At 33.4% G+C, this 13813-nt stretch carries 14 protein-coding genes; 8 read left to right on the top strand and 6 right to left on the bottom strand.

Annotated features, from left to right (window positions below):
* Positions 1–97 precede the first annotated feature (97 nt).
* From JN168_RS10830 to queC, 5 genes are all read right to left on the bottom strand, one after another.
* Positions 98–358 carry a GlsB/YeaQ/YmgE family stress response membrane protein gene (locus JN168_RS10830; protein ID WP_042738179.1) on the bottom strand — a complete coding sequence of 87 codons (261 nt, stop codon included), beginning with the start codon at positions 356–358 and terminating at the stop codon, positions 98–100.
* A 60-nt stretch (positions 359–418) separates the two neighbouring features.
* Positions 419–1015: a hypothetical protein gene (locus tag JN168_RS10825; RefSeq protein WP_229366986.1), complete on the bottom strand. Its 597-nt coding sequence runs from the start codon at positions 1013–1015 to the stop codon at positions 419–421.
* A gap of 397 nt (positions 1016–1412) precedes the next feature.
* Positions 1413–2129, bottom strand: coding sequence for a 7-carboxy-7-deazaguanine synthase QueE (gene queE / locus JN168_RS10820; RefSeq protein WP_042738181.1), 717 nt, complete (start codon positions 2127–2129; stop codon positions 1413–1415).
* Entirely contained in the window at positions 2122–2547 is a 426-nt protein-coding gene (gene queD / locus JN168_RS10815; protein ID WP_042738182.1) for a 6-carboxytetrahydropterin synthase QueD, read from the bottom strand. Before queD ends, queE begins: the two co-directional genes overlap by 8 nt.
* A gap of 1 nt (position 2548) precedes the next feature.
* On the bottom strand, positions 2549–3220 hold the full coding sequence (gene queC / locus JN168_RS10810; RefSeq protein WP_229366987.1) for a 7-cyano-7-deazaguanine synthase QueC: 672 nt from the start codon (positions 3218–3220) through the stop codon (positions 2549–2551).
* 253 nt (positions 3221–3473) lie between these two features.
* Between queC and JN168_RS10805 the strand changes: the two genes are divergently transcribed.
* The 7 genes from JN168_RS10805 (at position 3474) to ltaS (ending at position 10602) form a co-directional block, all read left to right on the top strand.
* On the top strand, positions 3474–4067 hold the full coding sequence (locus JN168_RS10805) for an anthranilate synthase component II (RefSeq protein ID WP_229366988.1): 594 nt from the start codon (positions 3474–3476) through the stop codon (positions 4065–4067).
* Positions 4051–5190: a chorismate-binding protein gene (locus JN168_RS10800; RefSeq protein WP_279525889.1), complete on the top strand. Its 1140-nt coding sequence runs from the start codon at positions 4051–4053 to the stop codon at positions 5188–5190. The genes JN168_RS10805 and JN168_RS10800 overlap by 17 nt, the downstream gene beginning before the upstream one ends.
* Complete coding sequence (locus tag JN168_RS10795; protein ID WP_279525888.1) at positions 5190–5798, top strand: aminotransferase class IV; 609 nt, start codon at positions 5190–5192, stop codon at positions 5796–5798. Before JN168_RS10800 ends, JN168_RS10795 begins: the two co-directional genes overlap by 1 nt.
* A 153-nt stretch (positions 5799–5951) precedes the next feature.
* Positions 5952–6155, top strand: coding sequence for a hypothetical protein (locus JN168_RS10790; RefSeq protein WP_042738187.1), 204 nt, complete (start codon positions 5952–5954; stop codon positions 6153–6155).
* 28 nt (positions 6156–6183) lie between these two features.
* Entirely contained in the window at positions 6184–6891 is a 708-nt protein-coding gene (locus JN168_RS10785) for a 5-oxoprolinase subunit B family protein (protein ID WP_042738188.1), read from the top strand.
* Positions 6879–7883 carry a 5-oxoprolinase subunit C family protein gene (locus JN168_RS10780; RefSeq protein ID WP_042738189.1) on the top strand — a complete coding sequence of 335 codons (1005 nt, stop codon included), beginning with the start codon at positions 6879–6881 and terminating at the stop codon, positions 7881–7883. Before JN168_RS10785 ends, JN168_RS10780 begins: the two co-directional genes overlap by 13 nt.
* A 778-nt stretch (positions 7884–8661) precedes the next feature.
* A complete protein-coding gene (ltaS, locus tag JN168_RS10775) occupies positions 8662–10602 on the top strand; it encodes a polyglycerol-phosphate lipoteichoic acid synthase LtaS (protein WP_042738190.1) in 1941 nt (646 codons plus the stop codon).
* A gap of 395 nt (positions 10603–10997) precedes the next feature.
* Here ltaS and JN168_RS10770 read toward each other — a convergent pair whose 3' ends face one another.
* Positions 10998–11816: a ZIP family metal transporter gene (locus JN168_RS10770; protein ID WP_042738191.1), complete on the bottom strand. Its 819-nt coding sequence runs from the start codon at positions 11814–11816 to the stop codon at positions 10998–11000.
* Between the two features lie 113 nt (positions 11817–11929).
* On the opposite strand from JN168_RS10770, the gene JN168_RS10765 reads away from it, so the two are divergent.
* Positions 11930–13810, top strand: a complete 1881-nt coding sequence (locus tag JN168_RS10765; RefSeq protein WP_107526561.1) for an ABC-F family ATP-binding cassette domain-containing protein — start codon at positions 11930–11932, stop codon at positions 13808–13810.
* Positions 13811–13813: the final 3 nt, after the last annotated feature.

Here is a 13813-nt window from a genome sequence, read left to right as displayed (position 1 = left end):
TAAATATACTGAGATTACGAAGCTTTTTATTATAAAAAAGCAGTCAAAATGTTTCATTTGATAACATTTTGACTGCAAACAATTTTAATTGGTTATATTATTTTGAATTTTTCTTACGTAGTCTACCTACTACAAATGATACAACTGCAACTAATATAATTGTACCGATTAACGCAGGGAAAATGGCGATGCCACCTAAATGCCAACCCCAATCTCCAAGTAGCCAACTACCTAGAGCAGAACCAACGATACCGGCAATAATATTACCTAAGATACCGCCTGGAATATCTTTACCGACGATGCCACCAGCAATCCAACCGATTAAACCGCCGACGATAAGCATTAATATAAATCCCATAATATAACCTCCTTATAATTAATTTCTACGATATTAATAATTACCACAATTTGAATTGGATTAATCACGTTTATGTAAAAATATATTTTGCCAAATAATAAAAGCGATAAAAATGGCATGGATTATAATAAACATGTACCAATAAGGTGTGAGTAATGTCATTAATGTAGTAGCAATAATCATTAGTATTTGTCCTACAAGAATCGGATGTTTAATACGATGTATAAATCCGAATTTCTCCTTTTCACTTGGTGAAAAGGTAGTATAAAATACGATGATTGCCCCGAACATAAATACTGTTGGTGCTAAATAAGGTACTGACATATAGTATGAATCATTACTTGTACTATACGTTAGGATTAACGAAGTGCTCAATATACTTGTAATAATAAAGGCAATGAATTTTTGTTGTGAAATTACATACGTATGTACCTTTCTATTTAAGTAAAGCTGTAAGATTGTCCATAATATCAATTGTATATTGGTATAAAGTGAAATGAAGTCATACTTGCCGACGATAATTAAATTGATAAAGCTAGAAATGGTTAATGCAATGAGTATAGAGCTAAACTTGAGTTGTTTATAATTCTGACGATATAAATCAATGCCGAGGATGACTAATACCGTAGCTATATTTATGATTATATTAATTAGCATGGTGCTCTCCTAACCTAGATACTTCACTGCAATATTATATCAATTAAGATAAATTTATTCATACGAAAACATGCAATGTCACGTGTTTAAAATCATTTATTCAAATGTTTTATTTTAGTATTATTTTTCAAATAAATTATATTTAATAATAAGCAGTGTAACTGTCCTATTAAATGATTAAGTAAGTTTTATTTATTATAGCATTTATTAAATACTTGTTAATCAGTTAATAAACGTAATGGTTGTTAAGCTTGAATGACAGGGTTTCAAATTCAATTTAATAATTGGCTTAACAGTAATTTATGATTTTATTTAATAATGCTAAATTTTATCATAAAAAAGTGATGCGTTGTTAGGACAAAGAGCATTATACAACGCATCACAGTAAAATCTCAATTTAAACACCTTTTTTATTACTCCAAAGTAGTGTGTGTAATTGAGGTAAAACATAAACATTATTCATATCGGGACTCGCCATAACACGATCAACCAAGGTTTCATATAATGTTAATAATCTTTCAGTATGTGATTCAACATATTCTCCATCTAAGTATGGATTACCAACTTGCAAATAAAATGGTATCTCTGGATAACGATGATGAATCATTTTAGCAAATTGATAGTCTTCATCATCGAATATAACAACCTTAAGGTTAAGTGTTTCTGGAACACATTTCGCTATTACGTCATCAAGTATAGGTAGATTAGGTTTCATTTTAGAACTTGGTGGTTTGGGACTAATTGTTAAGTCATCAATTTGTGTCATCCAAGGTTGGAATTTACTTCCTTGTGTTTCTAAAGCGCTTTGGATATTTTTACTGTCGAATAAATCAACTAAAGATTGAATCCCTTTAATCAATGCAGGATTACCTCCTGAAATAGTTACATGATTAAAGGAATCACCGGCGATTTCATATAATTTATCGTATATTTCTTCAGCAGTCATTAACTGAATATCTTCTTTTGCACTTCCGTCCCAAGTAAAGCTCGAATCACACCAACTACATCTATAATCACATCCAGCTGTTCTGACAAACATCGTCTTACGGCCGATAACACGACCTTCACCTTGAATGGTTGGACCAAAAATTTCTAGAACAGGTATCTTACTCATGTGAAGTCTCCTTAGGTCTAAAGACAACATAACTTGTTGGCGTTTCTCTTACATATACTTGTAAGCACTGTGGCTTATTCTGGCGTTCATCTAATGCACTTTGTACCATTTCATAAATTGTTTGTGCCACAACTTCAGTAGATGGACTCTTACCTGTAAATTGTGGTAGTTCATTTAGTAATTGATGATCAAATTGACCATGTACTATTTTTTTTAATTCACTAAAATTCACAAGAAATCCATTATGATCTAATGTATCCCCAGCAATCGTTAGGTTGACGAAATAAGTATGACCGTGTGTTCTCATACATTTTCCAGCATCTTCACTAGGAATGTAATGTGCTGCTGAAAAATTGAAATCTTTATTTAATTCAAATTGATAATCGTGTTGTACACTTGGATAATTTTGTTGGAACATATTATCGCGCTCCTTTTTCTTCTAAATATGCATTTAAACCGCGTGCACGTAAATGACAAGCCGGACACTTCCCACAACCTTCGCCGATGATGCCGTTGTAGCAGGTAAGTGTTTTTGTTCTTATATAATCAAGTACGCCTAAGTCATCGCTTAGGGCCCATGTTGCTTTTTTGTCTAGCCACATCAAAGGTGTGTGAATGACAAAGTCTTTATCCATTGAAAGTGACAGTGTTACATTCATAGATTTTATGAAACTATCTCTACAATCTGGATACCCTGAAAAATCCGTTTCACAAACACCCGTTATAATATGTTTAGCATTTATTTGATAAGCTAATGCACCTGCAAATGAAAGAAACAATAAGTTTCTTGCAGGGACAAATGTATTAGGTACACCATCTTCTGTCTCTTCGATATCCATGTCATGTTGTGTTAATGCATTTGGAGTTAGCTGTGATAATAATGACATATCTAACAAGTGATGTTTGACGTTTTGTTCTTCAGCTATTTGTTGAGCTACTTTTATTTCTGTGTCGTGACGCTGCCCGTATTGAAAGGTTACGAGTTCAACTTCTGAGAAATGTTTCTTAGCCCAGAATAAACAGGTAGTACTGTCTTGACCCCCGCTAAAGACGACAATGGCTTTATCATTATTTAATGTTTGTTGCGTCATAGTATTGTACACTCCTTATTAATTTCATACTAGCTTTTTAAATTAAAAATGACGCAAAAAAACGTCTGTCTCTATAAAAAGACAGACGTTTTTGAGTGTCTAGTTTTTTATAGAGGGTATCAGCTAGGAACCTCTTTGTATTCACTTATGCCGTGATATAGAATAATATATTTACGTTGTAAAATCAAGGTGATATTTGTGATAATAGGGTTAATATCATATTATAGAATATCTATTAAAAAGAGGTGAACGCATGATACTAATGATTGATAATAAAGATTCATTCACATACAACATTGTAGATTATATTAAGCAAATCTACAAAGATGGTGTTTGTGTTATTGATGTTACAGCGTTGTCGATTGAGAAGATACAACAAATTCAACCAAAAGGCATTGTGATTTCTCCGGGGCCGGGAACACCTGAGGATTATCCAATACTAACGGAAGTAATGGACGAATTTGCACAACAAGTGCCAATTTTAGGAGTGTGTTTGGGATTTCAACATATTATTACATACTATGGTGGCGACATTGTTAAAAGTTATCGCCCAATTCATGGTCATACGACAGTTATTGAGCATACTGGCGAAGGTATATTTAAGGACTTACCACAGTCATTTAAAGTAATGCGATATCATTCATTGATGGCACAACAAGATACAATGCCATCGCAATTAAAGGTTACTGCACGTAATGATGAAGCAATTATTATGGCAATTGAACATCAAAGCCTCCCTATATACGGCGTACAATACCATCCGGAATCCATATTAAGTGAATTTGGCATTGAACAATTGAAATTATTTATAGAAATTATGGTGACAAAACATGCAAATCCAGTTTAATTATCGCTATTTAAAGGATGAAATAGAACATGAAACACATCAGTATAACTTTACAAATAGTATTGAGCAAAGGCTTGCCTATCAATTGCAAGATGTAGGTGACGTGGTTAACTTTGCAGAGACTAAGCAAAAAATGGGGTATTATGTCGCATTATATTTATCATATGAAGCGGCAAGCTATTTTAATCCAGAAATGGCAACCGTCTCAATTTCTGAATGTAACCTTTATGCTGCGGCCTATGTTTTTGAAAGCTATGATATGACAGAACCTCCGAAATATGAAGGGCATAGTCAACGATGCAATTTTCAATTTCAATTAAGTCATACGACGATGATGGATCATATAAAGTCAGTTCAACAGGCAATAATTGAGGGGAATACGTATCAAGTAAATTACACAACACGTTTAATAGATGATATTCATTATCCGATTGCGGCATTATATGAAATATTATTAAAAGGAAATAATGGCTTTTATTCTGCTTTAATCGATACATCAGAACTGAAAGTGGCATCAATATCACCTGAATTATTCTTTCAGAGGGGGCCATTTAAAGACGATGAGGATGTTGTCGTCAGTAAACCGATGAAGGGGACCATAGCGAGAGGTCGGACGCCTGAAGAAGATCGTCGAAATTTAGAAACATTGCGTCATTCAGCAAAGGATAAAGCTGAAAATGTAATGATAGTAGATTTATTACGTAATGATATAGGTAGAATTGCACAATCAGGATCAGTCCATGTCTATCAACTTTTTAATATAGAAGCATACACGACCGTTTATCAGATGACGACAATGGTGACGGGTAAAGTCAATCACACAATGTCACTAGTCAATGTATTAAAGGCACTATTTCCATGTGGCTCTATAACTGGAGCGCCCAAGCTAAATACGATGAAATATATCAAAGCATTAGAACAAACACCGCGTTATATTTATTGTGGCTCAATAGGTTTACTCTTACCGAATGGCAAGTCTATCTTTAATGTGCCTATTAGAACCATTCAATATATCAATGATAAAGCGGTATATGGTGTTGGTGCTGGGATTACAATTGATTCAAATCCAGAATTAGAAATTCAAGAATTTAAAGATAAGACGCGTATATTGGAGAGATTATAATGCAATTATTTGAAACAATGAAGTTAGAGAATGGAACAGTAAACAGGTTGAATTATCATATTAAAAGAATGCGTAGTGCATGTGAAAATCTCGATATTAAATTTCAACAACAAACATTTGAGGATATTATCAAAGAAGTTAGTTCAACTTATCATTATGGGACGTTCCGCTTAAAGGTCTTGGTTGATGAGCAAGGACAGATGGAACATGTCATAGCTGATTTACCAAGTAAAAGTTATTTTACGGCACGACTAGTACAATTGAAATGGCCAACTAACAAAGATCAAGTCATTTATAAGACAACGCATCGCGACCATTTGGCACACGATCATTCGACAGATTTGATATTATTATATGATGCATCTGGCAAGTTATTAGAATTTGATATCGGTAATGTCATGATAAAGGAAGATGATCAATATTATACGCCGGAGTATAATGGGGATTTCTTGAAAGGTTGTATGCGAGAGGAACTCATTGAAGAAGGTAAATTAATAGAGCGAGATTATTCGATAGACGTGTTCAAAGATAAATTGATTCGTGGAGAGATTGAGGTTTTTCTGATAAATAGTTTAAGAGAGGTTGCCGAGGTTAGGTTTTATCTTTAAAATAAAGCTTAAGTACAACAGTGATACTTTATTACAAAGTAAATGACGATAAAATAATCGTTTCCACAATGAACTTTAAGTAATAACTTAGATTAATATGTCGTTGAGTAGGTACAGTTTAAATAAAAATAATGAGTTAGTGAGGCAAGATGGATGATATGGATTTGGGCAGTAGCGATTATCATTTTAGCGATGTTAACAAAGTTATGGACGAATCAATTATTAAAGCAACACGCGGTTATACGTGCGCAAATCATAGTTACTATATCTTGTATTGTCCAAATTATCTTTATTTACTTTTTTATGATTGAACTTATACATCACTTAGTTCAAGGATTGCGTGTATTCTACCATTAAGCAAGGTAACTATTTATGAGGTGAATTTATGAAGATTTATAGCCAGGGAGATCAGGCAATTGTGGTCTCTATAGAAAAAGAAGTCTCAAGAGATTTAACAGAAGATTTATTGGCGTTAAAGTCTTATTTATCAAGCAAAAACTTTTCTTTTATTACAGAAATTGTTCCAACAGAATCAGACATGATGATTTGTTATGATGCAAGAGACATGATTAAACATCATAATATTCGCTCGCCATTTCTGTATATGAAAGCATTGTTACAATCCATACAACTAGAAATTACACATGTCGATGAAGCGGCACCAGCTATAGAAATCCCTGTCATTTATGGTGGGCAATATGGTCCAGACTTAGAAGCTTTATTAAAATATTATAAATTAACAATGGATAAATTTGTTAAATTACATACGAAGCCTAATTACTTTGTGTCAATGATGGGCTACACGCCTGGTTTTCCTTATTTAACAGGTATGGAAAAACGTTTGTTTGTCAATCATACTGGTGATGAAAAGACCTTTATTCCTGCAGGATCAGTTATTATTGAAGGTAAAAAGTGTGGCATAACAACAACGGATACTTATGGTGACTGGTTGGTTGTTGGTTATACTCCGGTTGAGCTATTTAATCCTAACAAAGTTGATTTTGCTAAATTAAAGTTAGGAGATAATGTGCAATTCAAACCTGTTACAGAACAAGAACTTGACTTAGGAGGCTTTAAACCATGTCAATTATAATTGAAGATGCGGGGCTATTTTCAAGCTTTCAAGATTTTGGACGTCAAGGATATGAACATAATGGTGTTATACCTGGTGGCGCATTAGATCCATTAGCACATGAAATTGCAAATAGGCTCGTCGCAAATGATAAACGTGAAGCAACATTAGAAATGACTAATAATATGGCACGTATCCGCTTTACCGAACCAACACTTATTGCTTTAAGTGGTGGGAATTTTAAAGCTGCAACAGAGCATATGAAGGTATTGCCTAATAAATTATATTTAATGGAAAAAGGGGATGTACTTGCTTTTACGGAAACAAAGCGAACGTCTCGTGTCTATTTAGCAATCGGTGGCGGTTTTGAATTAGACGAATGGCTTGGTTCTACGTCTACAGACTTTAAATCTCAAATTGGTGGTTTTCATGGTCGCAAATTAAAAAAAGGCGACGAGATAAATATGAAACGTGATTATACAGAACGTCATCATAAACTATTTGAAAATCTTGAAGAACGCCGAGAAACAGACTGGGGTATAGATGGCTATGCATTATCATTTAACTATATGTCAGATGTAATTCATGTCATCAAAAATAAAGGTACAGAAGACTTTAAAAAGAATGCACTGAATCGTTTCACACTTGGTGAATATAAGGTCTCAAGTAAGGCAAATAGAGTTGGCATGCTCGTTGAAGGACCGTCTGTAAAAGCATATTATGAGGATATGCCAGCACATCAATCTGTCCAACGAGGCACAATTCAAGTAAAGCGTGACGGTACACCGATTATCCTACTCAATGATCATTATACGTTAGGAAGTTACCCCCAACTAGGAACAATTGCGAGCTATCATTTAACTAAATTAGGTCAAAAACATCAAGGTACTAAATTAAAATTCCAATTTATAGATGTTGAAACTGCTGAGAAAAATCTTGTGAAATATTCTAACTGGCTAAATCAATTATTTCATGGCATTGAGTATAGAATGCAATTAGAAATGCTGAAATAGCAAAAAAAAGTGGAATTATATAACAATATGATATTCTTATCATGTTGCGTGCAGATATAGTTTGTACTCATTAATAATAATTGAGATAATACGGAAAGAAATCACGTTTGCTTTAACGTGATTTCTTTCGTTTTTAGTTTGAATTGACGGATGATTGTTTGATATTATTAAAAAAATATAAGAAATTTATACATATTATAATTGTTTCTTATTTTATATATAGGACTATAGTCTGATTAATATATCAGAGATAGTGCGTATAATTAAAACGTATCTTGTTCCTTAATAGATTGTTAATATGTCATTAATAAGTCCTTAATAAAAGGATTTTTATAAGTTTATTCACCTCAAAAAGTGTGTTTTTACTTGAAATTTGACTTGAATTGCTTTATATTAATTAATTGAACTGTATGCGTTTTGTTACAGTTGTATTACAAAAATAGGCAGAATGTAAATCTTGCCTTTACATAATTAAATTTGATAGCAAATTATTAATATTATGTGTTGGTACAATTGATAACTATGATATGCATATTGATATTAAAAACAATGAATTGAACTCAAATTTTAAATTAAAAAGAAGTAAAATCGCCAACATAACTGATGTGTTTCTTAATGACTTTAAAGCCTGAAGGATTGTATTTTTGCAAATAACGATTTAATGAATTACTAAGCAATATGATTATCGCAAACAGGACATCATTACAGTAACTTTGCCAATTTTTTCTAGGTATGGATAATAACCAGCCTATATTAATTTATAACGGGGGAAACAAACATGAGTTTACACAAAAAGAAATTGACTCTTTTTGCGTTTTTTATACTGACGGTGATTACTGTCACGTTGAAGACGTATTTTTCATATTATGTTGATTTTTCTTTAGGTGTTAAAGGATTAGTTCAAAACTTAATCTTATTAATGAATCCATACAGTTTAGTGGCTTTAATTTTAAGTGTCTTCTTATTCTTTAAAGGTAAGAAAGCTTTTTGGTTTATCTTTATTGGAGGCTTTATCTTAAGTTTCCTATTGTATGCTAACGTTGTGTATTTCAGATTCTTCTCTGACTTCTTAACGTTCAGTACGTTAAATCAAGTGGGTAACGTCGATTCGATGGGTGGAGCAGTAACAGCTTCATTTAAATGGTACGATTTCATTTATTTCCTTGATACGATTATTTACTTATTTATTTTAATCTTTAAACAAAAATGGATTGATAAACGCGTATTTAGCAAAAAATTTGTTCCAGTCATCATGGCAGCATCAGTCGCGTTATTCTTCTTAAACTTAGCATTTGCAGAATCTGATCGTCCACAATTGTTAACACGTACATTTGACCATAAATATTTAGTTAAATATTTAGGACCATATAACTTCACAGTGTATGATGGCGTAAAAACAATTCAAAACAAACAGCAAAAAGCGCTAGCAAACGAAGATGATTTAACAAAAGTGTTAAATTATACAAAGCAAAAGCAAGTTGAACCAAATAAAGAATATTTTGGTGCAGCTAAGAAGAAAAACATTATCAAAATTCACTTAGAAAGTTTCCAAACTTTCTTAATTAATAAAAAGGTTAACGGTCAAGAGGTAACACCATTCTTAAATAAACTGTCAACTGGTAAAGAAGGATATAGATATTATCCAAACTTCTTCCATCAAACTGGCCAAGGTAAAACATCTGACGCTGAGTTTACGATGGATAACAGTTTATATGGTCTACCACAAGGGTCAGCTTATTCATTGAAAGGTGATAATACCTTCCAATCATTACCAGCTATCCTTGATCAACAACAAGGTTATACATCAAGCGTTATGCATGGTGACTACAAAACTTTCTGGAACCGTGATCAAGTGTACAAACACTTTGGTATCGATAAGTTCTATGATGCAACATACTTCGATATGTCACCAGATAATATCGAAAACCTTGGACTTAAAGATAAAGAGTTCTTTAAAGAATCAACTGATTACTTAGCAAAAGAAAAAGAACCATTCTATACACATTTAATTACATTAACAAACCACTATCCATTTACGTTGTCATCTGAAGATGCAACAATAGATAGACCAAATACGGGTGATTCTACAGTTGATGGTTATATTCAAACTGCGAGATACTTAGATGAATCATTAGAACAATTTGTTAATGAATTGAAGAAAAAAGGTCTATATGACGATTCAGTTATCATGATCTATGGTGACCATTACGGTATCTCAGAAAACCATAATAAAGCCATGGAAAAACTATTAGGTGAAGACATTACTCCAGCTAAATTTACAGACTTAAACCGTACAGGTTTATGGTTGAAGATTCCTGGTAAAGAAGGTACAGTCGATAAGACATATGCTGGTCAAGTCGATGTAATGCCTACAATCTTACACTTAATGGGTATTGATACTAAGAATTACTTGATGATGGGTACAGACTTATTATCTAAAGATCATAATGATACAGTACCATTCAGAAATGGTGACTTTATTACTAAAGACTATAAATATGTTAATGGTAGAATTTATGATAATAAGACAAATGAACCTGTAACAAAAACACCGAAAGACTTTGAAAAACGTAAACAACAAGCTGAAAAAGACTTAGAAATGAGTGACAATGTCTTAAACGGTGACTTATTCAGATTCTATAAGAACCCTGATTTCGATAAAATAAATCCTTCTAAATATGAATATAAAACAGGTCCAAAAGGACAAGAAAAAAATTAGAAGAGACTTTAACTTTAATGTAAAAATAATGATCAATAGCAAGAAGGTAACGCTCGATGAAACAGAGCGTTACCTTCTTTTTTGTATTAAAAAACCTTACGCTATGCGCATGGTACAGTGTGGTTTTACCGCTGTATTAAAAAATTGTATATCTAGTGCAAATACTCTAACTTCACAAGCGTTATGTTGCCTTATTTGTGCATACATGAGGAATCTATATATAAAACAAAAAAGCGTTTAATGACGATATGATATAAATGAACAATAAGTCACTCGGTATGATATGAGATTGATGCTTAGTCATCGCAAACAATATTACCGTAATGTCATCATTTATAAATCATATGCTAAACGCTTTGTTGTAAATCAGATATTAATAAGTAATGCTATCGTCCTTATCCAAGTGCAACGTCAAGAATCATCATTATGGTGAATCCTAACATTAGACTGAGTGTGGCAAGGTCGGTGTTATTACTAGCTTGTGAATCTGGGATTAATTCTTCAACAACAACAAATATCATCGCACCTGCAGCAAATGCCAATGCATACGGTAACATAGGTGTAATGACTAATACTGCAGCTGCACCAATTGTAGCAAATATTGGCTCTACAATTGCTGATGCTTGTCCATAGTTGAAAGCCTTCCATCGAGATGCCCCCGCTGCTCGAATAGGCATAGATAGTGCTGCCCCTTCAGGTATATTCTGTATACCTATACCTATAGCTAAACTTAATGCCCCTAATAATGTCGCTTGACCATTACCCGAAACAATACCACCGAAAGCAACACCAATTGAGAGGCCTTCGGGTATATTGTGTAACGTGATTGCTAAGACTAGTAAAGTATTCTTGTTGAGTTTCTTAGTGCCAACACCTTCATGGAACTGATTCTCATCGGATGTATTGGGATGGATATGAGGTATAACTAAATCTAAGGCACGAATAAATAGCCCACCCAATAAAAATCCGATAGCAGCTGGTAACCATGCAAATGAGGAGTCCTTACCATAATCGATGGCAGGTTGTAATAAAGACCAAAAACTTGCAGCAATCATAATCCCTGCGGCGAAACCCTGCATTGAGTTTAAAATCTTATCATTTACACGTTTAAATATGAATACTGCTGCAGCTCCTAGTGCTGTTAATAGCCAAGTGATAATTCCAGCTATTAGTGCTTGGATATAAGGAGGTAATGCTTGGAAAAATTCCGTCATAAGCTTGTCTCCTTTGTATCATTTGAACCCAAAAAGGTGTATAATGTATGGAACTGAAATTAATTTTAACAGAATTAACTATATTTATCGATATTTAAAAAGGATGTTGGATTATGGAAGCTTACAAAATAGAACATTTACATAAATCCTATGCCGATAAAGTTATCTTTGATGATTTACAACTCTCGATATCCAATGGTGAAAAAATTGGTCTCGTAGGTATTAATGGTACTGGAAAGAGTACTTTATTAAAGGTAATAGCAGGTATAGACGAAGATTACGATGCAGAAATCACGCATCCCAACTCCTATCGCATCCGTTATTCTTCTCAAAAGCAAGAATTTGATGAAGATTTAACTGTTTTTGAGGCAGTATTAACTTCGGAGACAAAGACACTACAAGTCATACGTGATTATGAGTTTGCTGTGAATCAATATAGTGCAGAACAAACTGATGCACATTTTCAGAAAATGATGCAAGCTCAAGAAGCAATGGATGCCAATCAAGCTTGGGATTACAGTTCTGAAATCAAGACAATATTATCTAAGCTAGGCATTAATGATACGACGAAGCCTGTAAATCAATTATCAGGAGGCCAACAAAAGCGTGTCGGCCTCGCTAAAACATTAATCGAGCAACCTGATTTACTATTATTAGATGAACCTACCAACCATTTAGATTTTGAATCTATAAATTGGTTAATAAACTATGTGAAACAATATCCTCATACTGTTTTGTTTGTAACGCATGATCGTTATTTTCTAAATGAAGTTTCGTCCAGAATCATTGAATTAACACAAGGAAAATTAAAAACGTATCCAGGGAATTATGAGGCATATATTGAGCAAAGAGCTGAGAACGAAATCATTGAGCAAAAGCAACAAGCTAAGCAACGCTCACTGTATAAACAAGAATTAGCATGGATGCGTGCAGGAGTTAAGGCACGAACTACCAAACAACAAGCAAGGAAGAATAGATTTAGTGATTTAGAACAAGAAGTAAAGCAACAACAGCAACAAGATCAAGCTTCGCTCAACTTAGCGTATTCACGTTTAGGCAAGCAAGTGTTTGAATTAGAACAATTAACAAAACGTATTCCAGATAGAACATTGTTTGCAGATATTACGCAAATTATACAAAATGGTCAACAAATCGGTATTGTCGGACCTAACGGTGTCGGTAAAACAACGTTATTGAATATTTTAAGTGGTGAAGATAGTGCATTTGAAGGGACCTTAAAGGTTGGACAAACCGTCAAAGTCGCATACTTTAAACAGACAGAAGAGCGTTTAGACAGAGATATTCGTATGATTGACTATCTTAGAGAAGAAAGTGAAGTTGCAAAGGAAAAAGATGGCACATCAGTGTCAATTACGCAACTATTAGAGCGATTTTTATTCCCGAGTGCAACACATGGAAAGAAAGTCTATAAACTTTCTGGAGGAGAACAGAAACGTTTGTATTTATTGAAATTATTAGTACATCAACCGAACGTCCTATTACTCGACGAACCAACCAATGATTTAGATACTGAGACGTTAACGATATTAGAATCATATATCGATACATTTGGTGGTACAGTAATTACCGTCAGTCACGATAGATATTTCTTAAATAAAGTTGCTAAAGAGTTTTGGTATATTCATGATGGTATAATGGAGCGTATTATTGGTTCATTTGACGATTATGAAGCTTATAAAAAAGAACAAGATAAACAACGGGAAATAGAAAAACAACAACAAAAAGTGAAACCTCAGCCTACTCAAAAAAGGAAAAAAGGTTTGAGTTATAAAGAAAAACAAGAATACGAATTAATTATCGAGCGCATAGAAACGACTGAACAAAGGCTAGAAGAGATAGAAGAAGAAATGATAAATGCAAGTTCAGACTACGCAAAGATTAAAGCATTAAGTGAAGAGCAACAAGAACTAAATCAAACTTATGAAGATGATATTGCTAGATGGAGTGAACTTGAAGAACTAAAAGAACAATGAGGG

The organism is Staphylococcus gallinarum (genome assembly GCF_029774255.1).
In the GTDB taxonomy this organism is placed as follows: Bacteria; Bacillota; Bacilli; order Staphylococcales; family Staphylococcaceae; genus Staphylococcus; species Staphylococcus gallinarum.
This window is presented reverse-complemented; position numbering and strand designations above follow the sequence as displayed.

Excerpts from the sequence above, each read along its gene's own strand:
- JN168_RS10830 (WP_042738179.1), bottom strand. The coding sequence starts at position 358 with ATGGGATTTATATTAATGCTTATCGTCGGCGGTTTAATCGGTTGGATT.
- JN168_RS10825 (WP_229366986.1), bottom strand. The coding sequence starts at position 1,015 with ATGCTAATTAATATAATCATAAATATAGCTACGGTATTAGTCATCCTC.
- queE (WP_042738181.1), bottom strand. The coding sequence starts at position 2,129 with ATGAGTAAGATACCTGTTCTAGAAATTTTTGGTCCAACCATTCAAGGT.
- queD (WP_042738182.1), bottom strand. The coding sequence starts at position 2,547 with ATGTTCCAACAAAATTATCCAAGTGTACAACACGATTATCAATTTGAA.
- queC (WP_229366987.1), bottom strand. The coding sequence starts at position 3,220 with ATGACGCAACAAACATTAAATAATGATAAAGCCATTGTCGTCTTTAGC.
- JN168_RS10805 (WP_229366988.1), top strand. The coding sequence starts at position 3,474 with ATGATACTAATGATTGATAATAAAGATTCATTCACATACAACATTGTA.
- JN168_RS10800 (WP_279525889.1), top strand. The coding sequence starts at position 4,051 with ATGCAAATCCAGTTTAATTATCGCTATTTAAAGGATGAAATAGAACAT.
- JN168_RS10795 (WP_279525888.1), top strand. The coding sequence starts at position 5,190 with ATGCAATTATTTGAAACAATGAAGTTAGAGAATGGAACAGTAAACAGG.
- JN168_RS10790 (WP_042738187.1), top strand. The coding sequence starts at position 5,952 with ATGATATGGATTTGGGCAGTAGCGATTATCATTTTAGCGATGTTAACA.
- JN168_RS10785 (WP_042738188.1), top strand. The coding sequence starts at position 6,184 with ATGAAGATTTATAGCCAGGGAGATCAGGCAATTGTGGTCTCTATAGAA.
- JN168_RS10780 (WP_042738189.1), top strand. The coding sequence starts at position 6,879 with ATGTCAATTATAATTGAAGATGCGGGGCTATTTTCAAGCTTTCAAGAT.
- ltaS (WP_042738190.1), top strand. The coding sequence starts at position 8,662 with ATGAGTTTACACAAAAAGAAATTGACTCTTTTTGCGTTTTTTATACTG.
- JN168_RS10770 (WP_042738191.1), bottom strand. The coding sequence starts at position 11,816 with ATGACGGAATTTTTCCAAGCATTACCTCCTTATATCCAAGCACTAATA.
- JN168_RS10765 (WP_107526561.1), top strand. The coding sequence starts at position 11,930 with ATGGAAGCTTACAAAATAGAACATTTACATAAATCCTATGCCGATAAA.